This window comes from Zobellia galactanivorans (genome assembly GCF_000973105.1).
Lineage (GTDB): Bacteria > Bacteroidota > Bacteroidia > Flavobacteriales > Flavobacteriaceae > Zobellia > Zobellia galactanivorans.
This window is the reverse complement of the sequence record NC_015844.1, coordinates 3,478,198-3,503,487: the sequence shown is the minus strand read 5'-3', so window position 1 is coordinate 3,503,487 and position 25,290 is coordinate 3,478,198. Positions and strand designations below refer to the sequence as shown.

Sequence of the window (25,290 nt, the reverse complement as noted above, 5' to 3'; positions counted from 1 at the left end):
CAATGGTATCGTTTTTGATACTGTTGTGGTATTAAAAACGAGAACATATGAGAAGAACACTCCTTACAGCGGTTTTTGCTTTGGTAAGCATCGCTGCATTTTCGCAAAAAGATTTGGTTGAAATCGGTGTAAAAGCCGGCCTGAACTACAGTGCCAATGGAGACTATTTTGAATCCATTGGGGATGCGGCCAGAGACCCTGACCGAAACATGGGATACCATTTGGGATTATTTGGAAAAATCGGTATAAGCCGTATTTACTTCAGACCCGAATTGATGTACACCAAAACAAAGTCCGATTACAACGGAGACAAGTTCGACATCAGCAAGTTAGACATGCCTTTGTTGGTAGGTATCAAGATTATCGGTCCCTTACACGTATTTGCCGGACCTTCGTTCCAATATATCCTAGATACCGAATTTGACGGTATCAGTATAGACGATATTGAAAACGACTTTAGTGTAGGCGCCAATATCGGAGCCGGTGTAGACTTAGGCAAGTTGGGTATCGATATCCGGTACGAGAGAGGCTTTAACAGCAACGAAGCTACCTTTATCAACACCAACATAACCGAGCTAGGTCCAAGTCGCGTAGATGCGAGGCCTGACCAGCTGATCGTTAGTTTGTCTTTGACTTTATAAGGAAAGGAACAGATATCATAAAAAGAAAGCCCGAAACGCATGTTTCGGGCTTTCTTTTATATTGACGATAAATAAATTATCGCTTTTCTTATTATTTTGTATCGGAATCCAGATAATCCGGTACAGTATCGCCATCGGCATCAGGAAAAGTAACATTACCCTCTCCGTCCACTTCAATTTCATCACTTGTCAATGTTCCGTCATTGTCATCATCACTGTCTTGGTGATCAGGCAATCCATCACCATCGGTATCATCGTTGTTCAAGTTCCCATCATTGTTCAGGTCCTCCATGATAGACGGCACGCCATCCCCATCATAATCGGTATCCTTTACAAAAACACCCAACTCCAAAGTAAAGACCAAAGGCGAATAAGTCGGAATCAAGACACTAGGCGTACTATTATAATAAGCCAGACCCGAAGGCATGATTACCATTCCCACTCCCGGATCACTTATCGTAAAGGTACCGTCCTCGTTCTCCACAACCGCTCCACCAGAATTCAAATGGGAGACCCCTTCTGCATATCCCCTTAAAAATTGAGGAAGATATTGCCACGAATAACTATCCGTTCCATCAAAGCGTGTTCCATCCAATAATGTCCCCTCATATTTCACAAAAGTAGAATCCGCTACTGTAGGAGATTCCCCGACCCCTTCCTTTGCTACCAAATAGTAATAGGTGTGAGACAACTCTTCTTCCCCTTCTTCGGTAGTGGCCGACACTTTTACCGATTTTGATTCTACTTGATCGATCAAGGGAATCACATCGGTATCGCCCTCCTCTATTTCCATCACTTTGATCTTATAATCAAAATCTTCGGATGGATTTTCAAATTCGGCATAATTGTAATAATGCGTTTTAAGATATTCCTGAATCTTAACTTCATCTTCACCCAAAACCTCGGTCAGAGGTCTTGGGGGTTCTATCGTGACACCGCCATCATCGTTATTACAAGACCATAGTACAACTACCAACGCCGACAAGGCAACTATTCGATTCATTATCATCAATTCATTTTTACAGCCGGCAAGATACAATTTTCCCTTATTTTTGTAGAGAGCCTTAACAAAGATTTTTAATAGTTATGCGAATTGACAAGTACTTGTGGAGTACCCGTTATTTTAAGACCCGGAACATTGCTTCTACGGCCTGTAAAAAAGGTCAGGTAAAAGTTAACGACCAAGTGGTCAAACCTTCCCGCGAGGTCTACCCTATGGACAAAATAATAGTACGAAAAGACCAGATCAACCTTCAACTTACGGTTTTGGACACCCCGAAAAGCCGGGTCGGTGCCAAATTGGTCGATATTTATAGAAAGGACACCACCCCAAAAGAGGCTTTCGAACATAACGAACTTTTAAAACAGGCCAAGGAACACTACCGAAAGAAAGGAACGGGAAGGCCCACCAAAAAAGACCGTCGCGATATTGAAGAGTACTTAGACGACCCGGAAGCCGCTCCCGACGATTTTGTCCAAAAAGAATAAAAACAGGCAGGTTTGCCCTTGGTTGGCTATCTTTGAAATGAAAATACCCGTTTATGGAAAACAAAATACTTACGCACCAGCAGATCCAATATAAAATAGAACGTATTGCCTATCAGATTTACGAGGCCAATGTTGAAGAAAAGGAAATTATCATAGCCGGCATTGATGGCGGGGGACTCAATTTTGCAAAAAAACTGCAGAAGGTGCTAAAGAAAGTCACCGATGCCGAAATCACACTCTGTAAGGTTATGATGGACAAAAAGAACCCCTTGCGAAGTGGCGTAAAAACCTCGATCCCGGAATCGGAATACCAAGACAAATCCATTGTTCTGGTCGACGATGTACTAAACTCGGGTACCACGCTCATTTACGGCGTACACCATTTTCTAAAAACCCCTGTCAAGCAGCTCAAGACGGCGGTACTGGTCAACAGAAACCATAAAAAATACCCTGTAAAAGCCGATTATAAGGGCATTTCCCTATCGACCTCCTTACAAGAACATGTACACGTGAAATTTCAGTCCAAGAACGACATGGTCTACCTAGACTAAGGCTACCTTTATTTCTTCCACAATATCTTTTACGTCTTTGGTATCGCAGGTAATGACCTTGTGGGCCTGGCTGTAAAATTGGTTTCGTTCGAACAGGTGCTTACCGATAAACTCGGGCAGCTCGTCTTCGGCTATATTCTTGACCAATGGGCGTTCGTCTTTCTCTTTTAGGAGGCGCTTGGTCAATTCAGAAATCGAAACTTTTAAGTAAAAGGTATTCTCTGTCTTTTCGATAATCGATTTCATATTATCGCCATAACAGGGGGTTCCGCCACCGAGGGACAGCACAAAACCCTCCTTTTGATCAAGCACCTCGTTCAGGTATTGATGTTCCTTTTTTCTGAAGTAGAGCTCTCCCCTTATTCTAAAGATATCTGAAACCGACATATTTTCGGCCTGCTCAATATAATGGTCAAGATCTATGAATTCCAAGTTTCCTTTATGGGCCAATATTTTACCAATGGTACTCTTACCACTACCCATATATCCTAACAATACTATTTTCACAATTTTATTTTGGCGCAAAAGTGGCTTATTTTCAGGGGATTTCAAAAAAAATTAAATTTATATAAAAAAGGGCTTGGAAAATAAAGTAATCGACTTATATTTGCACCCGCATTAAGGGAATCAATCCTGTATATGTTTGACCTGGTAGCTCAGTTGGTAGAGCATCTCCCTTTTAAGGAGAGGGTCCTGGGTTCGAGCCCCAGCCAGGTCACCAAATAAATAGTAGCCTCTTCAAAATAAAGAGGCTTTTTTATTTAAACACCTGAGCTTATTTTTTTAACAGAATACGCTTTCGTTCTTTACTTTTTTTGACCTGGTAGCTCAGTTGGTAGAGCATCTCCCTTTTAAGGAGAGGGTCCTGGGTTCGAGCCCCAGCCAGGTCACCACACCGGATATCCTCCGTGAGCAAAACCTCGTAAATCACATGATTTTCGAGGTTTTTTTTGACTTGGTTTTTACCTAAACTGAATCTTAGTTTCGGAATTTATAAAATTGTTGTGGAATAAATCCGATCGCCCATCGACTAGGCTCCCTCCCGCGCTACTTACGCTGTGGAGCCTACCTTAGATATCGAACTCGGTTCCATTGGATATCTCCTTCAGCACAAAATAACTCTCCAACACGCCTATATTATCGATCTTAGACAGTTTGGTCCTGACGAACTCATGATAGCCCTCAAGGCTTTTCAAATGAATTTTCAGGAAGAAATCTACCTTGCCTGCCATGTGGTAACACTCTTGCACCTCCTTTAATTCCTTTATCTGCTTTTCAAACGTATCGATAAACCCCTCATTGTGATACCGCAATGAAACCATGCAGATGGCACTTACGTGTTTCCCCAATTGTTTTTTGTTTAAAAGGGCCACATACTTTTTTATAAAGCCCCTTTTCTCCAAGCGCTTTATTCGTTCATAGACCGGAGAAGCCGTCATATGGAGCGATTCGGCTATTTCCTTGGCCGTCCGTTTCGCATCGACCTGCAAAATCCGTAAAATTTTTAAATCTATCTCATCGATCGTTTCCATAGCAGTTAAAATTACTGGTGAGCTCAATACATTCACCTCTATAAAGGAAAATATATTTCATATTTATCAATATAAAGCTAAAACTACTTATTTTCTTAGTATTTAAAGGTTTTATTGTGGCAAAAATACTTGTTTACATAACTTTATACTTATTAATATAAAGATATGAGCAAGCAAAAAATTTTGGTTACCGGGGCTAACGGTCAGTTAGGGACCGTGCTTAGCAAGGCCCTAATTGAACGATATGGCAATGATTCGGTCATCACTTCAGACCTTAGGGATAAAGCTAATTCCCCAAACGTTCATGAAATTTTAGATGCTACCGACACTGCCGGTCTCAAGCGTATTATCACTACCCACGGTATTACGGAAATCTATCATTTAGCGGCGGTTCTTTCGGCCAAGGGTGAAGAAGATCCCATTCGCACTTGGGAAATCAACCTTAAAAGTCTGCTTTCGGTTCTAAGTGTCGCGGCCGAACATATGTTGAACAAGGTATTTTTCCCTAGCTCAATTGCCGTTTACGGTGGTGACATCAGAAAATGGGATACGCCCCAAGACGCCCCATTGAATCCTTCTACCGTTTACGGGATAAGCAAGGCTGCGGGCGAAAACTGGGCCAATTACTACTTTACCAAATACGGATTGGACGTGCGTTCCTTAAGATACCCTGGCATTATCGGGCATGAATCCCTTCCCGGTGGAGGCACCACCGACTATGCCGTCGATATTTTCCACAAGGCCGTTCAAGGCCAAAAATTCGATTGTTACCTGCACGAAGATGCCACACTGCCCATGATTTATATGGACGATGCCATTAGGGCCACCATTGAACTTATGGAAGCCCCTAAGAACTGTATCAGCATTCGAACTTCCTACAATTTACAAGCTGCCAGTTTTAGACCCAAGGATGTCGCAAAGGCCATCAGAAAGTTCTATCCCGATTTTCAAATCGACTATAAGCCCGATTTCCGACAAGACATCGCCGCTAGTTGGCCTTATTCATTAGATGACAGTAAAGCCCGCGAAGATTGGAAATGGCGCCCACAATTTCAATTGAAGGATATTGTGGCAGAAATGATTTCGGAATTAAGTAAACAATACACTAAACAAGGTTATAAGACATGTACGACAATATAAAACAACAGTTTCAAGAAGAACTGGACTCCCTTGAAGCGTCCGGACTATTTAAAAAAGAACGTATCATCACTACCCCGCAAGGGGCCTGCATCGACACAAAAGACCACACAAATACCCTCAACTTTTGTGCGAACAACTATTTAGGGCTTTCTGCCGACCCAGATGTCATTGAAGCCGGTATAGATGCAATGATGACCTATGGTTTCGGACTTTCATCGGTACGCTTTATCTGCGGGACCCAGAACATACACAAAGAACTGGAACAAAAGACGGCGGAATTTTTAGGTATGGAAGATTGCATCCTTTATGCTGCCGCATTCGACGCCAACGGAGGCGTATTCGAACCGCTACTGTCAAAAGAAGATGCCATCATCTCTGACGAATTGAACCACGCCAGCATTATAGACGGCATACGCTTATGCAAGGCCCAAAGGCACCGCTATAAGCACAACGACATGCAGGCCCTTGAGGAGGAACTAAAAAAAGCCTCCGGCGCAAGACGAAAACTTATCGTCACCGATGGGGTCTTCTCTATGGACGGAACTATTGCCCAACTAGATAAAATCTGTGACTTGGCCGAGAAATACGGGGCCATGGTAATGGTAGACGAATGCCATGCCACCGGATTTATTGGGGAAACCGGAAGAGGAACCCATGAGTACAAAGGTGTAATGGACCAGGTAGACATCATTACCGGCACCTATGGAAAAGCCTTGGGAGGGGCCTCGGGAGGTTTTACGGCCGCCAGAAAGGAAATCGTAGCCCTATTGCGACAAAAGTCGAGACCTTACTTGTTCTCCAACACCCTTGCCCCGGCCATTGCAGGGGCTTCTTTAAGAGTTTTGGAACATTTGGAAAACTCCAATGAGCTTATTGAAAAACTCCGACAGAATACGGAGCAATTCCGAGCTGGAATGACCCAGGCCGGCTTTGACATCATACCGGGCACACATCCCATTGTTCCCGTAATGCTTTACGACGCGAAGTTGGCGCAGCAGTTTGCCTCAAAACTTCTAGAGGAAGGAATTTACGTGATAGCCTTCTTTTATCCCGTGGTACCCAAGGAAAAAGCCCGTATACGAGTGCAACTTTCCGCATCGCACACGCAAGAGCAAATCGCTAAGGCCATAGCCGCATTTACCAAAGTGGGCACCGAACTCGGCGTATTGAATACGCTTGTGTAAAATATCATATGCATTCTCGTCAAGGACTTGGATTATATCAAGCTCTGACCGCACCTATATTTGAGGTGACGATAAATGGAGCAAAAGAGGTGAAGCCCCCTAACGTAGAAGATACGCTTAGTTCTACAACACCCGGAAATCATTAAAAAAGCCGCAGATATCTTTCAACGGGAACACCAAAATACCGAAACAGAACGCTTCCGTATCCCATTAAATGAGAATGGCCTCTTATCCGATATGTAGAAAACGGGGGTATTTACATTATTTTTTTAAGGAAGAAAAGGGTCGAATGTTACTTTAGAACACCTAGGTAGTAGCTAGGTGTTCCAAGTACATATCATCTGCCACGAATGATTTGTGTAAGAAAGCACTGTATCCTACGGAAAGTTCTACAAAACAGGTTAAAATGCGCTAAACGGCCGTCAACTTCATCATCCCGCATTCCCCGTCATATTCACGGCTGTTGAATAATCTTACATAAATATTACCATATATTTAGCTCACACCTCTCAAATTATGAATTTGATAAAATTTTATTGATTTTTTACTACTTTTACTTGCTGTGTTTTCTAAACGTAGTGCTACTGAAACATATCACTTGGACAAAAAAGTAATCTATATTGATGAGAAACTTGTTTCAAAACTCCAAAAAGGAGATGAACATGCTTATGAATTACTTTTCAATAAATACCACAAAGATATTTATAGGTACGCCTATAGTTTGATTAAATCCAAAGAACATGCCGAAGAGGTAGTTCAAGAAGTCTTCGTAAAAGTTTGGTTAAAGAGAGCTAAACTTAAACCCGAACTATCTTTCAAATCATTTCTCTTCACAATTGCCAAAAACACGGCCTACGACTTTTTGGTGAAGGCATCAAAAGACCAAAAATTAAAACAGCACGTCTTTAACAACACTTCCGTTTCCTACTCCCCAGTAGAAAATTACATGCTCAACACCGAGTATGAATTGCTCAAAGAAAAAGCCATCAACAGCCTCCCCCCAAAAAGAAAGCTCATCTTCGAAATGTCGAGAAACGAAGGCAAAAGTTATCAAGATATCAGTTCGGAACTAGGTATTACCACCCAAACGGTCAAAAATCAAATGAGCCAAGCCTTGGGCAGTATTTCGATTTTTCTTGAATCGTATGGAGGTATCACCTTTATGTTGCTGCAAATTCCGTACTTTTTTTAGCCTCTCCCCCCAACACCGTAAAACACTTGTTTTAAACAGTTTACCTCTAAATCTTCCTTTTTCCTGTAATTTTTTTTGATTTTTTTTCAGATGGGAATAGTACTTTTTTCCTTTACGGGAGTATTCTATATACAAACACTGATCATGCATCAACACAAACCTATTTCTGAACTTTTAAAACGCTACATTCTCAATGAATGTGACGAGGAAGAGACTTCCTGGGTCATCTCCTATTTCCAAAGTTCTACAAATTCGAACGACATACCTTCCGTTGAGGAGGTGTTGCAGTTATTGAAAGAGCACCAAAAAACCGAAGCTACCTCCACGGACCTTTCCTTTGGTGATATATTGAAGACGGCCAAGGAAAAAGAACATTCGATCCCGTCAAAAACAAAGTCGTCTACCTTGTGGCGTAAATACGCCTCTATAGCCGCCCTTTTCATAGGTGTGCTCGCTACGAGTTATTTCTTTTGGAAAGACAGCCTGGCAGACAACACAATGATCATACCGCCCAATGCCATTACCTTGGAAATGGAAGACGGCCAAATTCAGGTACTTAGTGAAGATGGCACAAAGCAAGTTATTGGCAAAAACGGAAATGTAGTAGGCCTACAAAAAGGAAACCAAATTGTTTACGAGGGTAGCAGTACCGCAGAAAAACCAATATTCAACACCCTTAAGGTGCCTTATGGCAAAAGGTTTGAACTAAAACTCTCCGATGGCACCGTTATAAACCTTAACGCAGGCACTTCCCTTAGGTATCCTACCAAATTTTTAAAGGACCAAGACCGAACAGTGTATTTATCAGGGGAAGCCTTCTTTGATGTGGCCAAAGATTCTTTGCGCCCCTTTATCGTAAAAGCCGACCAATTGGACGTACGGGTGCTCGGTACGCATTTTAATGTTTCGTCCTATCCCGAGGATACCCAGACCAACGTAGTGCTTGTAGAAGGTTCCGTGGGAATGTACGAACAAACACAATCTTTCGACCAGCTAACAAGTACCGTTCTTGAGCCTGGTTTTATGGGGTCATTTGAAAAAGAAAACGGTACGATCGAAACCCAAGAAGTTTCCACCGATATCTACACTTCTTGGATGAACGGAAACCTGGTCTTTCGCAATATGAGCTTTGAAAGCATCTTGAAGAAAATGGAGCGACATTATAACGTATCCATAACCAATCACAACACCCGATTGGGGGAAGAAATCTTTAATGCAAGCTACGCGAACATCACCATACAAAAAGTACTCGAAGATTTAAAGGTGACCTACGGCATAGATTATTCAATAAACGACACTCACATAACAATTAACCAAAACCCTACATCTATGAAATAAACAAGCCTAACAACATACATCATCAGCCTTTTAAAGGCAAAAATCGGAAAGTGCTGCAACACTTCCCGATTGTAAAATTGATCGAAAAGAATTCAACCAAAAAAAACATTATAAAAGTATGAAAAAACTTCTTATATCAACGAGAAGCATTCGTTCAACCATTCGTTTTGACCTGAAAATGAAATTGACCACGCTATTTTTATTGACCGCGATGTTCTCTATGAGTGCCAACAGCACGTATTCACAGAACAAAATCTCAGTAAAACTTGAGAACACCACGATCGCACATTTTATCGACGAGATTGAAAATAGTACGGACTTCAGGTTTGTCTATAGAGTAAAGGACGTTGACTTAAAAAGAAAAATTTCCATTTCGGCCAATGATGAACTCATTGAAAAAATCTTGAGACAGGTTTTTAATGCTGGAAAGACCGAGTTCACGATCTTGGAGAACCAGATTTATCTGACCCAGGCCAAGAACACGCCTAAAGCCGTCAATATTCCCATAACGCCCTTGATCATACAGCAGAGCATATCGGGAATGATAACCGACGAAAATGGCGATCCCTTGCCCGGCGCAAGCGTTGTGGAAAAAGGTACGACCAATGGAACCGCTACCGATTTTGACGGTAATTTCGTTTTGGAAATAGGTCCTGATGCCGTTTTGGAAGTCTCTTATATCGGCTACAAATCACAAGAAATTATTGTAGGCTCCCAAACCACTATCTCCGCCCAACTTGAGCCTGCCTCGGCCGCACTTGAGGAAGTCGTACTTATTGGATATGGCCAACAATCCCGAAGCAAGGTCATTGGATCCGTATCCGAAATAAAAAGTGAAGACCTACAGAACGTTACGGCAGCTACCATAGACCAGCAACTTGCCGGTAAACTTTCCGGAGTTGTCATTAACCAATCGAATGGACAGCCCGGCCAAGATTCACAAATAGTGATCAGGGGTACGGGAACGCTTACCGCTGGGTCAAACCCATTGATCGTGGTAGACGGTTTTCCGTTATCGGAAGGAAGCTCATTAGGTTCGATCAACCCTAATGACATAAAAACCATCAACATTTTAAAAGATGCCGCCTCAGCCGCCATCTACGGTTCACGCGCTGCCAACGGGGTTATATTGATTACCACAAAAGCCGGTGGCCTCAACAAAAAGACTACGGTAACTTTAGATATATACGGAGGGGTACAACAACAAAGCTCCGGAATGGATTTGGTAGATGCCTATCAATTCGCCCAATTCCTTACCGAAGCCCGTAACTGGGGTTATGTATCAAAAGATCCTACCAATAGAAGTGAAAGCGATCCCAACTCGGTAAGGGTCACAAAATTGATCGACGGAAAACAAATAGACGGGCGTGAATTATTTTTAACCGATCTTCAACCCTACCTAGATGGCCAATCAGGACTTGTAAACACCGATTGGATGGACCAAGCATTTCGAACGGCCCCAATTTCCAATTATGCCCTTTCGATTTCCGGAGGAAACGATAAAACACAATACTACACCTCGTTAGGATATTTCGATCAAGAAGGGGTTGTAATAGGTACCGATTACAAACGCTATTCGGCATCTATCAACCTTGAAAGCAAAGTTTCCGAAAAGGTAAAATTCGGAGTAAACATAAAGCCTTCCTATTCCATTGAAAATTCAGTGGACCAAGGTAGCCGAAGTAACGGAGCCTTAGGACTCATCCCTTTGAATTCGCCTTTCTACAGGGCATATAACGCGGACGGAAGCGTGAACATCAGTGAACAGTTGGTTAACGAGCAACATGAAATCGAAGGTGTTCGCATTAACGGAACACCGGTAGAAAACCTTGTGGCCACCTCCAATGAAGTGGGAGACAGCAAGCAACGCTTCCGAGTTTTTGGTAACACCTACTTAGATGCCGAAATAATCGACGGTCTCACCTACCGATTGTCACTTGGCGGCGATTACGACTCCTATATAAGAAACTATTATTATCCGATAAGTGTTGGTTCCTATAGAACTCCCGCCCCAAGGTCGGATGCCGAAGCGGATCAATACAAACAGAGCAAGGTCAATTATTTGATCGAGAATACACTGACCTACGACAAAACCTATGGAGACCATCATTTGAACGTTTTGGCAGGGTATACCTTTCAAAAGGAAAGAATCGATTTGACCCAGGTTACGGGTACAGGGTTTGCCGATGACAACGTAAGAAACATTGCAGGTGCCAGTACGTTTACCGCAATCTCCGATATGGGAATCTGGACCTTGGAATCTTATCTCGCGCGTTTGCAGTATGATTTTGGTGCAAGATACCTACTTTCCGCCGCCATTAGAAGGGATGGATCTTCAAGGTTCGGTGTAAACAATCGTTGGGGTAACTTTCCTTCGGTATCTGCCGGATGGGTATTCAGCCGAGAAGAGTTCTTTCCATCCGATGGTTTAGTGAGCTTTGGTAAATTCTCCGCGAGCTGGGGACAAACAGGGAACAACCAGATAGGTACCTATGGTTCAAAAGCCTTGGTTACGGGCTCTAACTATGTTTTTAACGGTGCAATCTCTCCTGGTTTTATCACCACCTCCGCTCCCAACCCCGATCTTGGATGGGAAATAGCCTCATCAATGAACATCGGACTAGACCTGGGCCTTTTCAACAACAAATTGAATTTTACCATGGCCTATTACAAGACCAATACCAAAGATCTTTTGCTTGATGTACCCGTACCGCAACAAACAGGTTACGATAACGTACTGGCCAATATTGGTGAAATGGAGAACAAAGGCTGGGAATTTCAACTTGCCGGCAATAATTTTATGGTGGGCAACCTTGGTATCGGATTCAATGCCAACCTGACCTCTTACCAGAACAAGGTGTTAGCCTTAGGCCCAGGCCAAGATAGGATCGCCACGGGAAGAGACCAACTCTTCGTTACCCAAATCGGCCATCCGATCGCCGAAATTTACGGGTATAAAGTTGATGGCGTATTCAAAACCCAAGATGAAATAGACAACTACCCCCATTTAGATGGTACGATTACCGGTGACCTTCGGGCGGTTGATGTAAACAACGATGGTGTAATAGATAGTAACGATAAGGTATCAAAAGGGACCTATGCCCCTGACTTCACTTACGGCTTCGGAGCCAATGTAAGCTATAAAGGATTCAACCTAAGTTTTAATTTCACAGGCGTGGAAGGAAGGACCTTACTCGATGACGACCTTAGTTCCTTGACCGAATCAGGTGAAGGTTTCGGAGTACCCACTACCTATTATTTTGAAAACAGATACCACCCTGTAAACAATCCTGATGGATTCTTAGGACAACCTAATTTCGGTAACTTCTCAAACTCAAGAAAGATTTTAAGAAGCTCGGTAACCGTAGAGGAAGGTAATGGCGATTACTTTAGGTTTAGGGATCTTCGTTTGGGATATGACTTTCAACAAGACCTATTAGACAAGTTAAAGGTATCGGCCCTTCAAGTGTACGTATCGGGCAATAACCTCTTTACCTCAACAAAATGGAGAGGTTGGAACCCAGATGGAACTTCTAGCAACATCTTAGAGTCGGGTTATACTACCGGAGGGAACTACCCTATTTCCAGCACTTACACGGTAGGTCTTAAAATATCATACTAAACATAAAAAGAAATTAAAATGAAGAAGTATCTATATATACTGATCGTTGTCATGACCTTGGTTGTGACAAGTTGCGAAAAGGAACTTATACAAAACCCGAATACATCAAAGGTCGCCGATAACTTTTACACGAACGAGACCGAATTGGAAGAAGCCGTAAATGCCGTTTTTGCCACACTTCAACTAACAGGTGTTTACAATACGGCCATGCCTGCCGTAGGCGAGTTGCCCGGTGAAGATGCCTATGATGAGACCCCGGCCAATGATGGTGGTGTTTATGGTATGTTAGACGATTTTAACGTCATCCCCCAGAGTGAACTCATTGCCGATGTTTGGGAAGATAGTTATCAAGGAATACAAAGGGCCAACATTGTCATCAATAGAATTCAGGATATTGAATTCGCTGAAGAGGCCACCAAAGACGCAAGAAAAGGCGAAATGCTATTCATAAGGGCCATGCTCTATTTTAATTTGGTACGTACTTTCGGTGATGTGCCCTTGGTAATCGACGAGGTAGCCAACCCACAAGATTATTTCGGTCAAACCCGAACTCCGGTCAGTGAGGTATACCTACAGATTATAAGCGACCTTGACGAAGCGGTAGGCCTATTACCGGTACGCAATGACGATAACAAAGGCCGAGTTGTAAAAACGGCCGCACAGACCTTATTGGGGAAAGTTTACCTGACCTTGAAAGATTACGCCAAGGCCAAGTCATATTTAGATGCCGTTGTAGAATCAAAGTCGCATAAGCTCATAGCGGCCGACCAGGTCTTTTCTTTGGAAAACGAATTGAACGACGAACTCATTTTTGTCGTACAATATGCTTCGGGCCTAAGTTCAAACACCGAGGGATCGGATGCCTACCGTATGTTCAACCCTACGGGAAGGGTCGAGGAAAACATGACCGGAACCAAAGGACACGGTGTTCTTAAACCTGATTTTTACGCCCTGTACACTGAGGCCGATGCCCGTAAAGATGTCTACGTTAAGACCTTGGAATCAGGACTGGCATTTAACAATAAAATTGCCGTACCTACTACCGTGGTAGCTGATTCAGATAGCGACTGGGTAGTACTTCGCTATGCCGATGTTCTTTTAATGTTGGCCGAAATCGAGAATGAACTGGGCAATGGAGCGGAAGCCATCGATTACTTGGACGAAGTCAGAAACCGAGCAAACTTGGGCGACTATACCGGGGCAACCGACAAAGAATCCGTCTTTGGGGAAATCGACCTTCAGAGAAGATTGGAATTGGTATGGGAAGGCCATCGTTGGTTCGATCTCTTACGTCAAGGAAGGGCCAAAAGCGTTCTAGGCATTACCGACGACAGCAAATTGTTGTTGCCGCTTCCCGCCAGTCAGATAGCTGCAGACCCCGCACTTATTCAAAATCCGGGATACTAAAATAATCAAGGGGGGCGGAAAAATAGTCCCGTCCCCCTTTAATTCACACAAAAAACCCTTTTGACGATGCATAAGAAAGTAATAGGGTTGTTGACCCTGGTAATTACCCTAACGGCCTGCAACCAACAGGTTAAGAACGACACCCCGATCGACCCGCACCGCACCGAGGCGGAACAAACAAAGAAACCTAGCGTAGAAGACCTTATTGCCAACCTTACCGATTCGCACAACGACCAAGTAATCGTGGTGGCACATAGAGGTGATTGGCGCAATGCCCCTGAAAACTCCTTACAGGCCATTCAAAACTGTGTCGATATGGGCGTAGACATGGTCGAAATAGATGTCAGGAAAACCAAGGACGGCCAACTGATATTAATGCACGATGGATCCATTGATCGAACCACTACAGGAAGCGGAAACGTATCGGACCTTAGCTGGGAATACCTGCAAACACTCCATTTAAAAGACGGAATCGGACATAGCACCCCGCACAAAATACCCACCCTAGAAGAGGCCTTACAACTTTGTAAAGGAAAAATTTTGGTCAATTTGGACAAGAGCTACGATATCTTCGATAAATGCTATCAAGTGATGGAAAAGACAGGCACCCATAACCAGGTTGTGATCAAGGGAAATATTCCTTATAGCCAAGTAAAGGAAGAATTCGGGGAATATTTAGACAAGGTATTCTTCATGCCCATAGTACGATTAGACGACCCGGATGCCAAGGAAACCATAGATGGCTACCTCACCCAAGACGTACCCGTTGCATTTGAATTTACCGCCCCCCAAGATACCATTGCCATTATAAAGGATTTTGACGAGATCCGAAAAAAAGGGGCTTCGGTATGGGTCAATTCATTATGGCCACAACACAATGGGGGCCACGACGATGAAAAAGCCGTCTTAAACCCCTCGATCTACGATTGGTTTATAGATAACCATATCGACATTATACAGACCGATCGCCCACAATTACTGATAAATTACCTGCGTAGTAAAAAGCTCCATCGATAAGAAAATCATTATTTACCAGGCCGGGCCTAGAATAGTGCAACTGCGAACATGGGAACAACAGCCTACGAACACGGCACCTGAACGAGACCTATTTATGATTACGATTCACCCTTTTTGCCCCAAAAGCCCTTTCTTGAAAGTCCATATTGCACTAACTTGCGCCCTATGCGTTGTCGCTTGGCAGCTAAGCGGCCCCCTTTCAATGCTTGCGATTCTTCTTGCCGGTAGTATGATTAAAGTTGAATACGACATAACCAACATACCAACAAAGTTCATTTTTAGATATATCACCAATGGCCACCCGACAAAAGTTCGGCCATTACAAAAACAAACAGTATGAATTACAGGATTTTTTTAGTAGCTATTGCCCTTGTTTCGCAACTGGCCCACGCACAGACCAATGACAAACCCAAACTGGTAGTGGGTATTGTTCTTGATCAAATGCGTGCCGAATACCTTTACCGCTTTCAGGACAATTATTCCGAAAACGGTTTTAAACGTTTGATGAACGATGGGTTTAACGTTAAGAACATGCACTACAATTATGTGCCTACCTATACCGGGCCGGGGCACGCATCGATCTACACCGGTACCACCCCTGCCAACCACGGCATCGTTGCCAATGATTGGTACAGTAGGGAAAAAGGCCGAACGGTTTACTGTGCCGAAGATGAAACGGTATTTTTAACCGATGGCAGCGGCGTTTCAAAAAAGGAGGTGAGCAGCTATTCCCGTTCACCGAGAAACCTAAAATCGCAAACCATTACCGATGAATTGAAACTAGCCACCAGCGGCCGATCGAAAGTCGTTGGAATATCGTTAAAAGATAGAGGAGCCATTCTTCCTGCGGGACATATGGCAGATTACGCTTTTTGGTACCACTCGGAAACAGGTAAGTTTATTACGAGCAACTACTATACGGAAAAGCTTCCCGCTTGGCTAGAACAGTTCAATGCACGGCAATTGGCCGATTCGTTGTTAGACCTCACTTGGGAAACCATAAGGCCAATACAGGATTATAAGAACAGTGGCGCCGATAAGGCCGTTATGGAAAAAGTGTTCAAAGGAAGAAAAGATGCCACCTTTCCGTACAATCTTAAAAAAATCAGGAAAAAGAACGGCAATTTCGGACTGATGTCCCAAGTTCCTTTTGGCAATACCCTATTGACCCAAATGGCCAAGGCCACCATTGAAGGGGAAAAATTAGGCTCGCATGACGATACCGACTTTCTGACCATCAGTTATTCCAGCACCGATTATGTCGGACACGGTTTCGGCATACGCTCCAAGGAGTTGGAAGACACCTATGTACGAATGGACGGGGAACTATCGGAACTGCTTAACTTTTTAGATGATAGTGTTGGCAAGGGCAACTACCTGCTCTTTCTTTCTGCCGACCATGCGGGAAGCGACAACCCGGTATTCTTGGAAAAATCGCGTTTAACGGGCAAGTTCATTGACACTAAAGGCATTAAGGATAGCTTAAACATGGGGCTCGCCAAATTATTTGGGCAAGCCGATTATATCGCCCATTTTAGTGTCCCCCACATCTATTTTAACGATGTAGACACACCAAAGGAAGAAATCTTAAAAGCCGCTGCTTCCATTCTTAAATCTTTGGACGGTGTAAAGGAAGTATACGTGCCATCACTTCACAGTTCCAGAAATTTGGATATCGATGCCTTTTTCAGAAAAAGTGTGAACAAAATGAACTCTGGTGACCTCCTTTTACATTTAGACCAAGGCCGCATGCCGACCCGAACCGAGGGTACCACCCACGGTACGGCATACAACGACGATACCCATGTACCCATGTTGTGGTACGGATGGCATGTTCCAAAGGGAAGCAGTGTAGCCAAACACACTATCGACCAGATTACCCCTACCCTATCTTTTCTGTTAGATTTACCTTTGCCGGACACATCTTCCGACCAACCTATTGAAGAAATTTTTGAAGGGAAATAAAACGACACGACACTTCCATACAAGGAAAAATAGCCAAGGCATGCCTTGGCTATTTTTTTATACCCTATTTATTCCTCTTTATTCCTCCTTGAAAAACTTTCAACAAATCCCATCACAAACCCATAAATCATTTCTTCTGATTTTCAATATATTAACGATTTCACCGCTCACTTTCTCTATTTAAAATTTACCCCGTATCGGTCCAAAATTCATCACCTGGGGAAATTCGCCCCGCATTTAAATTGCCCCTGTTTTCAACACACCTCCTTAACTATTGACAATTAAGCAATTACACTCATCGGCAAAAGCATTTCTTTTATAGGCATACTCTTTGACGTTAGTACTAATTCATCCGTAAAGAAAGCGGAATAGCGCCCTTAGCACCTAGTTTTTTTTTTAGGAAACACCCTTGACAGACGGAATGCCAAGATGAAGATGGAAATGAAAAACAAACAATACCCCATTGTAAGGCGACCCTTGAAATCGTTATTCCATTCCATACGTAGTTTGCTCCTATTTCAAACAGTGGAATTCACGGTCGTACCTATAAAAAGAATATCGATTCTCGTCCCACTGACCAACTAGATCGTCATTCATACCATTCCCATTGAATGACTTGCAAGTGAACTTTGAAACAAAGGGCCGAAACGCCACAGTAATAATAAAAATATAAAATTATGAATGTATCACAACCTTTTTATGCGCACGAACCCGATAGTCGTATCATGATGGAAAAAGATAAGGTAGAAATTTCCGGTTGGACGGAACACCTTGAGTTCATAAATGAAGAGTTAGACTACCTAATGGACATTGAAGACCGCATGCTCAACAATTCACAGTTGTACCAACAACTGCAAGAATTGCAAAGAGAAAACCGATCACACATCGGAAAGCTCTACAAATACAAAATGAACATCGGCAATATAATCGAATGTGATACGGCCGAGTGCGACGCCTTTTATCTGCATAAGCACGAAGCGAGTCGCAAATTATACCTTGAACATGTCAAAAAATACAGAAGCATTAAAACACAGGTATTATCACAAATTCTTTTACACGCAAAAACCTAGATGTTCAAAATGATCAAAGGTCTTAAAACTAAGATTGCCCCTCCCGATAAAACATCGGGAGGATCAAAGGCCCCAAAGACATATCGGGACCCGAAAGCTGCCCGATCGCCGAGCACGTCCATTTAAAAACAAAACAATTAAAACAACAATCATGGGAAAAAAGCTACTATTACCAACCGATTTTTCAAAAAATTCGTTGAACGCTATGGAATACGCCATTCAACTCTACAAAAATGAGGACTGCGATTTTTACATTCTCAATACGTACGCCAAAGATTCCCATAGCCTAGATAGTGTTGCCCTCTTAGATCCCGACGAAGCCTTCAATAAGCTATCGGAAAATAGGTCAAAACAAGGTCTTGGAGATATATTGACCCATTTGACCTTTGAAAACGACAACCCGAAACATCGCTTCCACGTTATGTCGCGCCCTTATCCCTTCTTAGATGCCGTAAAAGACGTGGTTAAATCAATGCAAATCGATATGCTGGTCATAGGGGCAAAGGGCATGACCAATAGACGGATGGGCAAGTATGGCAAAACCGCACTTTCGGTGATAGAACAAATCAGAAACTGCCCTGTTTTGATCGTTCCAAAAAATGCCGTTTTCAACGAACCCAAGGAAATCGTATTGGCGACCAATTTTAAAACCGATTTTAACCCTAGCGAAATACGACACTTGGCCGAAATTGCAAAACTCAGCAAATCTAGCATTCAAGTACTAAGCTTAGAAGATCCCGATTCGTTAAACGATAGGCAAAAGGCAAATAAAAAGCTGTTGAGCACCTATTTTGAAGATATCGACCATACATTCAATACCGTACGCAACGTAGAGATGCCCACGGCCATAAACTGCTTTGTGGAGATCAGACGCAGCCATATGGTAAGCTACATCAACAAGAAGCGCACTTTTTTACAAAAGATGGGCCTGGGCCAACCCACACTGGGCAAGTTGGTATATTTTGAAAATGTCCCGGTTCTGGCCCTAAACGACAAATAGAAAACCAAGGCCCCAACCTCACTGATACATCCACCATCAAGCATGTCCTTAGCAATTCGTTAAAGTATTTCAAATACCTGTCATTTATTTCACGTATTCGCTTTCTTAGTTCTTTCTATGGCTTAATTTTGCAAACGGAATTTCTATAAAGAAATATATGGAAGAAGGTTTGCATACAATTCTATATGATTATTTGTTAAAAACAGGAATGAGCGAAGGCGTCGCATCGTACCTGAACTTGTTGATCGTATTGGTAAGCTCATTAATTTTAGCCTGGTTTCTAGATTTGATAATCTGGCGCGTTTTGCGTAACCTATCCTTACGGTTCGCCCGAAAGTCGAAGACCAATTTCGACAATTTCTTGGTGATGAACAAGGTGCCCCGTTATGTGGCCCATATCGTTCCTTTAACTATCTTGTTCAAATTCTTCCCCTTTGCCTTTTTTCATTTTGAATATGGCGGTATTGTCGCACTCAAAATATTACAGATTACCTTTGTTATATTGACCCTGTTTATAGTCAAGAGTCTCTTTAGGAGCACGAACGACTATCTAAAGACCAAGCCACGGTTTCGCGATAAACCTATGGATAGCTACATCCAGGTCTTTATGATCTTTGCATGGTTTGTGGGCATCTTGACCATTTTTGCCATCATTACCGATGTTTTGATCTGGAAGTTTTTCACCGCCCTTGGTGCCGGCTCCGCCGTAATCTTGCTCATATTCAAAGATTCTATCTTGGGTCTGGTTGCGAGTATACAGGTCAGCATTAACGATATGGTGCGTATTGGCGATTGGATTACTTTTGAAAAATACGGTGCCGATGGTAATGTCAGTGAAATCACGCTCGCCACGGTAAAAGTGCAGAACTTTGATAAGACCATCACTACCATTCCCACCTATGCCTTGATCTCCGATTCATTCAAAAACTGGAGGGGCATGGAGAATAGCGGTGGTAGACGAATGAAGCGCGCCTTGGTCATCAGCCAAAGAAGTATTCGCTTTTTACATCCAGAAGACATTGAATCCTTTAAAAACATCGAGCTTATACGAGACTACCTGAGTACGCGAGACGAGCAGATTACTTCGTACAATACGGCCAACGGGGTAAATAAGGAACTAGCCATCAATGGAAAAAATCTCACCAATATCGGCGTTTTTAGAAAGTATGTGATCAATTATTTACAGAACCACCCTGCCGTAAACAAGGGAATGACCTTGATGGTACGACAGCTAGCCCCCACCACGCAAGGGATTCCATTGGAAATCTATGCCTTTAGTTCTGACAAACGTTGGGAAAACTACGAATATATCATGGCCGACATTTTCGACCACCTCTTTGCCGCATTGCCTTATTTTGATTTAGAAGTTTTTGAACTGCCTACTTCTTTGAATCCCCTTCCTGCAAAAATGAACTAAGTAAGCCTGACGCCCATTAGCTTATATCTTTTTTAGAAGACATACCCAGTCGTCATGGGGCGAACCCGTGGTATTGGGCGGATGGCCCAAAGAGCGGATGCCACCTCCCGTAATCTTATCGATGGAACCTTTTTGAAGTTCGCCTCCGTTGAGAGGGTCGAACCAACGTATCCGATAGCTTCCTTCTACCTCCAAAAAATTGATAGTAGCTTCCTTTGTCTTGGGAAGGAAAAGAGCATAGACCTGGCCTTTTTCCCTAAAGCAATAGGCATCTTTCAGATTGACCAAACCGTGCTCGGGCCGCATGTTCCAATACGGAAGGTTCTCCTCAAAAAATACACGGGCATGGTTTGATATTTTCCAAAGCCGATCGCGCTGCCGCCAGTCTTCAGAATTTAAATCATTGTGTGGATGCTTGGCCCCGAAATACCACTCTACTCCCGCCCCTCCGGAAAGTAAGGTGCCCCAAAGCACATATTTTCTTAAGCTTTCATGGGTAGGGTCTTCACTATCGAGCACGGCCCCTTGAAACCATTTCCCAATTTCATCCATGGTAATGAGCCATTCGTGTCCCGCTTCCCTTGATTTGTTTTTCCATCTTTCGATGACCTCAGCGGTTTGTTTTCTTTCGTCTTGCTGCAATGAAAGTCCGTCTACATATGTATACCCCACAATCGAGTCTAAAATATCGCTGCGCAATGGGTCATGCGAATGCGTATGTAGCAGTACGGGATGTTGGTACGGGTCCGACTCCTTGATAAATTTCGCCATAGCCCTTCTTTGGGCGTCGTTCTGACCTAGGGGAGACCAATCGGCAGGCCCATTTTCCTCGCCTAAATTCCATGTAAGGCCTAAATGGTGGCCAAAGCGGGCCATCAACTCATTGAGATAGAGCCTTCTTAAAGGCCCGGTATCGCCTCCGTCCAATAGGGTTTCGTTCTCCGTTTCTTGTAGTACCACGTGCAACATCATTCCTCTTGACTGCATATGGCGAAAAACGATTTCCCATTGTTCAAGTTTACTTACGTCAAAACGATCTAACTCATCGGGTTTTGTATAAGGCCACACATCCTTACCGTCACCTAAAAGATTCATGGTCAAAAAATAAACCGAATTCATTCCTGTATCGGCAAGGTAGTTTATAGCACCGACCAAAGCCTTTCCCTTGCCATCCTTCCAAGTGGGGTCTCCAGCTTTCCAATCTTTTAGATGGGTAGGGTACGAATGGATTTTATCGGTCGTACTGGCCTCTCCATCTTTATTGGATGAGGCTATCCGGTAGGTATCGTCAAAATCTACATAGCCCAATAGGTTTTCCGGACTGTTCGCCCCTACTTTCACCCAATACCTATCGCTGTTCCGAAACTTATAATAGCCTTTGGAAACCACAAGCCTACCATGCGCCCTAAAATCAACACCTTCCTTATCAGATTGGATTACTTTAAAACCACCCGTGGCGTTTGAAATAGAAAGTTTTTCCGCCCCAGAAATATCGCCTTTTATAGCGATGCTATCTTTATGGTACAACTCTGCGGAATAGGTCCACTTCCCCAATTGATCCGGTGTAAACCGAACTCTCCAGATATTTCCTTTGTCGGAACTGCTTTCCGAAGCATTTCCATCGGCGGCATAGAAGCCCCTAATGGTATAATTGGTCTCCGCATGCTTGAATTCTACGTTTAGCCTATAATTCAAAAACGGATTATCGGTAGCATTTTCGGAAGTTTGGGGACCTTTAAAATCGAGTTCTACCGTATGCCATTGTTGGTATATGGGTGTTGCTATGGCATTATCCGCTACCTCATCGGCATGTGGTTGTGATGACAGCTCTTGGTTCTGGCCCCTTAGTCCTTCTTTCTTTTCCTTATCCGTTTTAGTCGCCTGGCAACCAAAAACTAAAAAAAGAACGGCCATAACGATATACTTGCTTACTAAGAAATTCGTTCGGTATGATCGGGTAGCATCCATTGGATCGTATTTTTTATCGTGGGTTATTCCCTGTAGCCTTTTTATGGTACAAAGCTGCATTCGAAATCTATAAAAACGGGACCTTTTCCTTTTTTAAGGATTGTTTACAATGGGTTTGAATGCAAGCCCGAAAATAGGATAAGATAATGGTTCCCACAACCCGATTATTTCCTATCGCTTTAAAATTCAATTACAAAACCCTTTATTCCTTCGATTCTATCCATCAGCCGTAGCCGTCTTTTCGAATTGAACCCTAAATCCGCATTTAAAAAAAAAGCCACAAACGGCAGTGCGTTTATGGCTTTTAATAAATTGGATTATGTTCTGTTTTCCGCTATCGGTGTTGTTCCAAACCGATTTGGGCCCGGCCTTATTTCGGCCAAGCCAACGTACTACTTTTCTATAAGTTCGGTAAGCACTTGTTTAAAAACCTCTACCGGCTGTGCCCCCGTCAGTGCGCTCTTTTTATCGAACACAAAAGTAGGTACCGAAGATACGCCCAGTCCCTGCCAATATTGCTCTTTGGAAGTGACTTCATAACGTGCATTATCATCATCCAGTCGGGCCATGGCCTCTTCTGCATTTAAACCAACGGCCTTTAGCTCTTCTGCCAAGACCGCTCGCTTTGACACATCTTTTCTTTCACTAAAAAATGCCGTAACCAATCGCATTTTCAATTCGGTCTGCTTGCCCTTTTCATGTGCATATTCGAGTAAAACGTGTGCATCACGGGTATTGGCCATTCTCATATCATCAAAATAGTCGAAGGTAAAGCCTAGCTCTTCGCCAAATTCCGTCATTCGCTCTTGAGACAATTTTTGATCTTCAAGTGAGGAACCGTACTTTTCGGTAAGGTGCTCTTGTACATTTTGCCCTTCAGGCGGCATATGCGGATTCAGTTCGAAGGGTTGCCATTCCAACTCGATCTTGTCTTCAATACCCATTTCAGAAATGGCCCTTTCCAAGCGTTTGTAACCTATTACACACCAAGGACAAACTACATCTGAAACCAAATCTATCTTTATCTTTTCTGCCATAATCTATGTTATATCATTAAAAAATAGGGAATCGCCCTTGAAATTAAGGTAGATTCCCTACCTAAGACGATCCTCTCTATAAAACCTTACTAATTTGAACTTCCGGATGCACGTTCGTAAAATTAGGAAGATCTGCCAATAGCTTTTGCGCATTGGCCCCAAACGATTCTTGAAATGACACCAAGGAATCATATAGTAGATTGGCTATCGCCTTGTAGGGCGCATTATCGCCCGAGGTGCCGCTGTTACCAAAGCGACTTTATTCTCGATTGAAATACCCATAATCCTATATTTTTATCCTAAACGTTTTCAAGCTTATGTTTTTAAAGGGAAGAATAAGCCTTCCACATAAAGTGAAAGGCTTAAACATTGCCATCAAGCTTCGTTAACAAACAACATTAGGCAATCTTCTCTTCTTTTTTCCAAGCAAATTTTTGAAAAGCTGTATCAACCGGAGTTTCTGCAATATGGTTTACATAGTTACTGATCACTTTTTGGGAAAGGCCCAAGATGATCTCAAGCAATTGTCGCTCTTCGTAACCGACAGCGTAAAACGCCTGTACGTCTTCATTTTCAATATGTCCCCTGTTACGAACAATCTTAAGTGTCGTTTCGTGAAGAACCTGTAGTTTTTCAGATGGTAATTCAGTACCATTTCTCAAGGCTTCGGTAATGGCATCATCTACCTTCATCATTTTTGCGATGGCGGTATGCGCCGGCACACAATAGTGACAAGCATGCTCTACATTAATCGTTTGCCATACCACGGTAAGCTCATCATTATCAAAAGATGAGTTTACAAAAAGCTCATGTAAAGATTGGTAAGCCTTTAAAAGACCGGGTGCCCCAGCCAATACCGCATGAAGGTTTGGAATATTACCAAACGCCTTAATGGAATTTTCCAATAATGGCTTGCTTTCTTCGGGTGCTGTTTCTAGGGTGTGATTTGTTAATGTGCTCATAGTTTCAATTTTTTATTTATTATCCAATTTATTTCTAAGCAAACGCTTAGTTTAGGTGTAAAAAATTTTATAGGTTCAAAAACGTAATTTCAATGGTGTCCTTGAGTTGGCTTTGGTCGAAAACTTTTGACGAAACTGACAAACCCAACAAACTATTCATCAAATAATTTGATTGCCTCTTTGCTTCTTCCCCGGTTTTTCCTTCCTCTTGTAAGAGGTTATCAATAAACAACTGCTTGATACTGTTGGCAAATTCCATCAACTGCTCCATTATTAAGGGGTCTGCATCGGCCTTGATCTCATTGACCGTATTGGTCACAAGACAGCCTTTGTTTTTACCGTCTTCTTTTGCAAACTCTAAAAAATCATAGAAGTATTGCTTGATACCTTCCTTACCGTTATTGGACTGGGCCAGCTTTTCGGTTATGCAGCGTATTCTTTTTTTGTAGGCGTTAATACTTTCTAAGAATACGCCCTGTTTATTGCCAAAACTAGAATAAATGGAAAACTGGTTAATCCCCATTTCCTTTTCCAGCATACGTACTGTAGTGGCCTCATAGCCATTCTTCCAGAAAAGGGCCGTGGCCTTTTCTATCACCTCTTCTTCGTTATATTGCTTTTTTCTGGCCAATGGTTCTAAACTAGACGACAAAACTAAGCAGTTGCTTTGATTCGACCAAACAATTAAGAATACTTTGGCTTTGAAGTACAAAAAACAGGTCAAAGGCCGATTCATATGTATGAATACAACTTTTGAGC

Annotated in this window: 21 protein-coding genes, 2 tRNA genes and 1 pseudogene; 16 read left to right on the top strand and 8 right to left on the bottom strand. The window is 42.8% G+C overall.

The window, feature by feature from the left end:
* Positions 1-47 precede the first annotated feature (47 nt).
* On the top strand, positions 48-641 hold the full coding sequence (locus tag ZOBGAL_RS14260; protein WP_013994355.1) for a porin family protein: 594 nt from the start codon (positions 48-50) through the stop codon (positions 639-641).
* A gap of 91 nt (positions 642-732) precedes the next feature.
* On the opposite strand, the gene ZOBGAL_RS14255 is transcribed toward ZOBGAL_RS14260, so the two are convergent.
* Entirely contained in the window at positions 733-1,644 is a 912-nt protein-coding gene (locus ZOBGAL_RS14255) for an FKBP-type peptidyl-prolyl cis-trans isomerase (protein ID WP_148560710.1), read from the bottom strand.
* Between the two features lie 83 nt (positions 1,645-1,727).
* Here ZOBGAL_RS14255 and ZOBGAL_RS14250 point away from each other — a divergent pair, with 83 nt between their 5' ends.
* Together ZOBGAL_RS14250 and ZOBGAL_RS14245 are read left to right on the top strand one after the other, a co-directional pair.
* Positions 1,728-2,129 (top strand): RNA-binding S4 domain-containing protein, encoded by a 402-nt coding sequence (locus ZOBGAL_RS14250; RefSeq protein ID WP_013994353.1) that lies wholly within the window; start codon positions 1,728-1,730, stop codon positions 2,127-2,129.
* 53 nt (positions 2,130-2,182) lie between these two features.
* A complete protein-coding gene (locus ZOBGAL_RS14245; RefSeq protein WP_013994352.1) occupies positions 2,183-2,680 on the top strand; it encodes a phosphoribosyltransferase family protein in 498 nt (165 codons plus the stop codon).
* Here ZOBGAL_RS14245 and ZOBGAL_RS14240 read toward each other — a convergent pair.
* The gene (locus tag ZOBGAL_RS14240; RefSeq protein WP_046287947.1) at positions 2,672-3,187 is read right to left on the bottom strand and encodes a shikimate kinase; all 516 of its coding nucleotides are present in this window, start codon (positions 3,185-3,187) and stop codon (positions 2,672-2,674) included. The genes ZOBGAL_RS14245 and ZOBGAL_RS14240 overlap by 9 nt on opposite strands.
* 138 nt (positions 3,188-3,325) lie before the next feature.
* Here ZOBGAL_RS14240 and ZOBGAL_RS14235 point away from each other — a divergent pair.
* Both ZOBGAL_RS14235 and ZOBGAL_RS14230 read left to right on the top strand, forming a co-directional pair.
* Positions 3,326-3,401: transfer RNA gene (locus ZOBGAL_RS14235), tRNA-Lys, on the top strand.
* A gap of 96 nt (positions 3,402-3,497) precedes the next feature.
* Positions 3,498-3,573 (top strand) — tRNA-Lys (locus ZOBGAL_RS14230).
* Between the two features lie 177 nt (positions 3,574-3,750).
* Here ZOBGAL_RS14230 and ZOBGAL_RS14225 read toward each other — a convergent pair.
* Positions 3,751-4,212, bottom strand: a complete 462-nt coding sequence (locus ZOBGAL_RS14225; RefSeq protein ID WP_013994350.1) for an Lrp/AsnC family transcriptional regulator — start codon at positions 4,210-4,212, stop codon at positions 3,751-3,753.
* Positions 4,213-4,377: 165 nt separating this feature from the next.
* On the opposite strand from ZOBGAL_RS14225, the gene ZOBGAL_RS14220 reads away from it, so the two are divergent.
* The 11 genes from ZOBGAL_RS14220 (at position 4,378) to ZOBGAL_RS14165 (ending at position 20,564) form a co-directional block, all read left to right on the top strand.
* Positions 4,378-5,352: an NAD-dependent epimerase/dehydratase family protein gene (locus ZOBGAL_RS14220; RefSeq protein ID WP_013994349.1), complete on the top strand. Its 975-nt coding sequence runs from the start codon at positions 4,378-4,380 to the stop codon at positions 5,350-5,352.
* Positions 5,337-6,536: a glycine C-acetyltransferase gene (gene kbl / locus ZOBGAL_RS14215; RefSeq protein ID WP_013994348.1), complete on the top strand. Its 1,200-nt coding sequence runs from the start codon at positions 5,337-5,339 to the stop codon at positions 6,534-6,536. Before ZOBGAL_RS14220 ends, kbl begins: the two co-directional genes overlap by 16 nt.
* Positions 6,537-7,134: 598 nt before the next feature.
* Positions 7,135-7,728, top strand: coding sequence for an RNA polymerase sigma factor (locus tag ZOBGAL_RS14210; RefSeq protein ID WP_046287946.1), 594 nt, complete (start codon positions 7,135-7,137; stop codon positions 7,726-7,728).
* A 90-nt stretch (positions 7,729-7,818) separates the two neighbouring features.
* On the top strand, positions 7,819-9,066 hold the full coding sequence (locus ZOBGAL_RS14205) for a FecR family protein (RefSeq protein WP_013994346.1): 1,248 nt from the start codon (positions 7,819-7,821) through the stop codon (positions 9,064-9,066).
* Between the two features lie 118 nt (positions 9,067-9,184).
* A complete protein-coding gene (locus ZOBGAL_RS14200; protein WP_052725563.1) occupies positions 9,185-12,688 on the top strand; it encodes a SusC/RagA family TonB-linked outer membrane protein in 3,504 nt (1,167 codons plus the stop codon).
* 18 nt (positions 12,689-12,706) lie between these two features.
* Positions 12,707-14,095 carry a RagB/SusD family nutrient uptake outer membrane protein gene (locus tag ZOBGAL_RS14195; RefSeq protein ID WP_013994344.1) on the top strand — a complete coding sequence of 463 codons (1,389 nt, stop codon included), beginning with the start codon at positions 12,707-12,709 and terminating at the stop codon, positions 14,093-14,095.
* A gap of 66 nt (positions 14,096-14,161) precedes the next feature.
* Positions 14,162-15,112, top strand: a complete 951-nt coding sequence (locus ZOBGAL_RS14190) for a glycerophosphodiester phosphodiesterase family protein (RefSeq protein ID WP_013994343.1) — start codon at positions 14,162-14,164, stop codon at positions 15,110-15,112.
* Positions 15,113-15,448: 336 nt separating this feature from the next.
* Positions 15,449-17,077, top strand: coding sequence for an alkaline phosphatase PafA (pafA, locus tag ZOBGAL_RS14180; RefSeq protein ID WP_013994342.1), 1,629 nt, complete (start codon positions 15,449-15,451; stop codon positions 17,075-17,077).
* 677 nt (positions 17,078-17,754) lie between these two features.
* Positions 17,755-18,147 carry a hypothetical protein gene (locus ZOBGAL_RS22750; RefSeq protein WP_013994340.1) on the top strand — a complete coding sequence of 131 codons (393 nt, stop codon included), beginning with the start codon at positions 17,755-17,757 and terminating at the stop codon, positions 18,145-18,147.
* A 151-nt stretch (positions 18,148-18,298) separates the two neighbouring features.
* A complete protein-coding gene (locus ZOBGAL_RS14170; RefSeq protein ID WP_013994338.1) occupies positions 18,299-19,147 on the top strand; it encodes a universal stress protein in 849 nt (282 codons plus the stop codon).
* 208 nt (positions 19,148-19,355) lie between these two features.
* Positions 19,356-20,564 carry a mechanosensitive ion channel family protein gene (locus tag ZOBGAL_RS14165; protein WP_394331320.1) on the top strand — a complete coding sequence of 403 codons (1,209 nt, stop codon included), beginning with the start codon at positions 19,356-19,358 and terminating at the stop codon, positions 20,562-20,564.
* A 21-nt stretch (positions 20,565-20,585) separates the two neighbouring features.
* Here ZOBGAL_RS14165 and ZOBGAL_RS14160 read toward each other — a convergent pair whose 3' ends face one another.
* The 5 genes and pseudogenes from ZOBGAL_RS14160 to ZOBGAL_RS14145 all read right to left on the bottom strand — a co-directional run bounded on the left by ZOBGAL_RS14160 (position 20,586) and on the right by ZOBGAL_RS14145 (position 25,183).
* Entirely contained in the window at positions 20,586-22,532 is a 1,947-nt protein-coding gene (locus ZOBGAL_RS14160; protein ID WP_197541271.1) for a DUF5060 domain-containing protein, read from the bottom strand.
* A 392-nt stretch (positions 22,533-22,924) separates the two neighbouring features.
* Positions 22,925-23,569, bottom strand: a complete 645-nt coding sequence (locus tag ZOBGAL_RS14155) for a DsbA family oxidoreductase (protein ID WP_013994335.1) — start codon at positions 23,567-23,569, stop codon at positions 22,925-22,927.
* A 76-nt stretch (positions 23,570-23,645) separates the two neighbouring features.
* Positions 23,646-23,801 (bottom strand): annotated as a pseudogene (locus ZOBGAL_RS23090) (EthD family reductase); the annotation flags it as partial.
* Positions 23,802-23,967: 166 nt separating this feature from the next.
* Positions 23,968-24,531 (bottom strand): carboxymuconolactone decarboxylase family protein, encoded by a 564-nt coding sequence (locus tag ZOBGAL_RS14150; RefSeq protein WP_013994333.1) that lies wholly within the window; start codon positions 24,529-24,531, stop codon positions 23,968-23,970.
* A gap of 67 nt (positions 24,532-24,598) precedes the next feature.
* Positions 24,599-25,183 (bottom strand): TetR/AcrR family transcriptional regulator, encoded by a 585-nt coding sequence (locus ZOBGAL_RS14145; protein ID WP_316932898.1) that lies wholly within the window; start codon positions 25,181-25,183, stop codon positions 24,599-24,601.
* Positions 25,184-25,290: the final 107 nt, after the last annotated feature.

What these genes read in the sequence shown, in the direction of transcription:
- ZOBGAL_RS14260 (WP_013994355.1), top strand. Translation starts at nt 48, where the DNA reads ATGAGAAGAACACTCCTTACAGCGGTTTTTGCTTTGGTAAGCATCGCT.
- ZOBGAL_RS14255 (WP_148560710.1), bottom strand. Translation starts at nt 1,644, where the DNA reads ATGAATCGAATAGTTGCCTTGTCGGCGTTGGTAGTTGTACTATGGTCT.
- ZOBGAL_RS14250 (WP_013994353.1), top strand. Translation starts at nt 1,728, where the DNA reads ATGCGAATTGACAAGTACTTGTGGAGTACCCGTTATTTTAAGACCCGG.
- ZOBGAL_RS14245 (WP_013994352.1), top strand. Translation starts at nt 2,183, where the DNA reads ATGGAAAACAAAATACTTACGCACCAGCAGATCCAATATAAAATAGAA.
- ZOBGAL_RS14225 (WP_013994350.1), bottom strand. Translation starts at nt 4,212, where the DNA reads ATGGAAACGATCGATGAGATAGATTTAAAAATTTTACGGATTTTGCAG.
- ZOBGAL_RS14220 (WP_013994349.1), top strand. Translation starts at nt 4,378, where the DNA reads ATGAGCAAGCAAAAAATTTTGGTTACCGGGGCTAACGGTCAGTTAGGG.
- kbl (WP_013994348.1), top strand. Translation starts at nt 5,337, where the DNA reads ATGTACGACAATATAAAACAACAGTTTCAAGAAGAACTGGACTCCCTT.
- ZOBGAL_RS14205 (WP_013994346.1), top strand. Translation starts at nt 7,819, where the DNA reads ATGGGAATAGTACTTTTTTCCTTTACGGGAGTATTCTATATACAAACA.
- ZOBGAL_RS14200 (WP_052725563.1), top strand. Translation starts at nt 9,185, where the DNA reads ATGAAAAAACTTCTTATATCAACGAGAAGCATTCGTTCAACCATTCGT.
- ZOBGAL_RS14195 (WP_013994344.1), top strand. Translation starts at nt 12,707, where the DNA reads ATGAAGAAGTATCTATATATACTGATCGTTGTCATGACCTTGGTTGTG.
- ZOBGAL_RS14190 (WP_013994343.1), top strand. Translation starts at nt 14,162, where the DNA reads ATGCATAAGAAAGTAATAGGGTTGTTGACCCTGGTAATTACCCTAACG.
- pafA (WP_013994342.1), top strand. Translation starts at nt 15,449, where the DNA reads ATGAATTACAGGATTTTTTTAGTAGCTATTGCCCTTGTTTCGCAACTG.
- ZOBGAL_RS22750 (WP_013994340.1), top strand. Translation starts at nt 17,755, where the DNA reads ATGAATGTATCACAACCTTTTTATGCGCACGAACCCGATAGTCGTATC.
- ZOBGAL_RS14170 (WP_013994338.1), top strand. Translation starts at nt 18,299, where the DNA reads ATGGGAAAAAAGCTACTATTACCAACCGATTTTTCAAAAAATTCGTTG.
- ZOBGAL_RS14165 (WP_394331320.1), top strand. Translation starts at nt 19,356, where the DNA reads ATGAGCGAAGGCGTCGCATCGTACCTGAACTTGTTGATCGTATTGGTA.
- ZOBGAL_RS14160 (WP_197541271.1), bottom strand. Translation starts at nt 22,532, where the DNA reads ATGGATGCTACCCGATCATACCGAACGAATTTCTTAGTAAGCAAGTAT.
- ZOBGAL_RS14155 (WP_013994335.1), bottom strand. Translation starts at nt 23,569, where the DNA reads ATGGCAGAAAAGATAAAGATAGATTTGGTTTCAGATGTAGTTTGTCCT.
- ZOBGAL_RS14150 (WP_013994333.1), bottom strand. Translation starts at nt 24,531, where the DNA reads ATGAGCACATTAACAAATCACACCCTAGAAACAGCACCCGAAGAAAGC.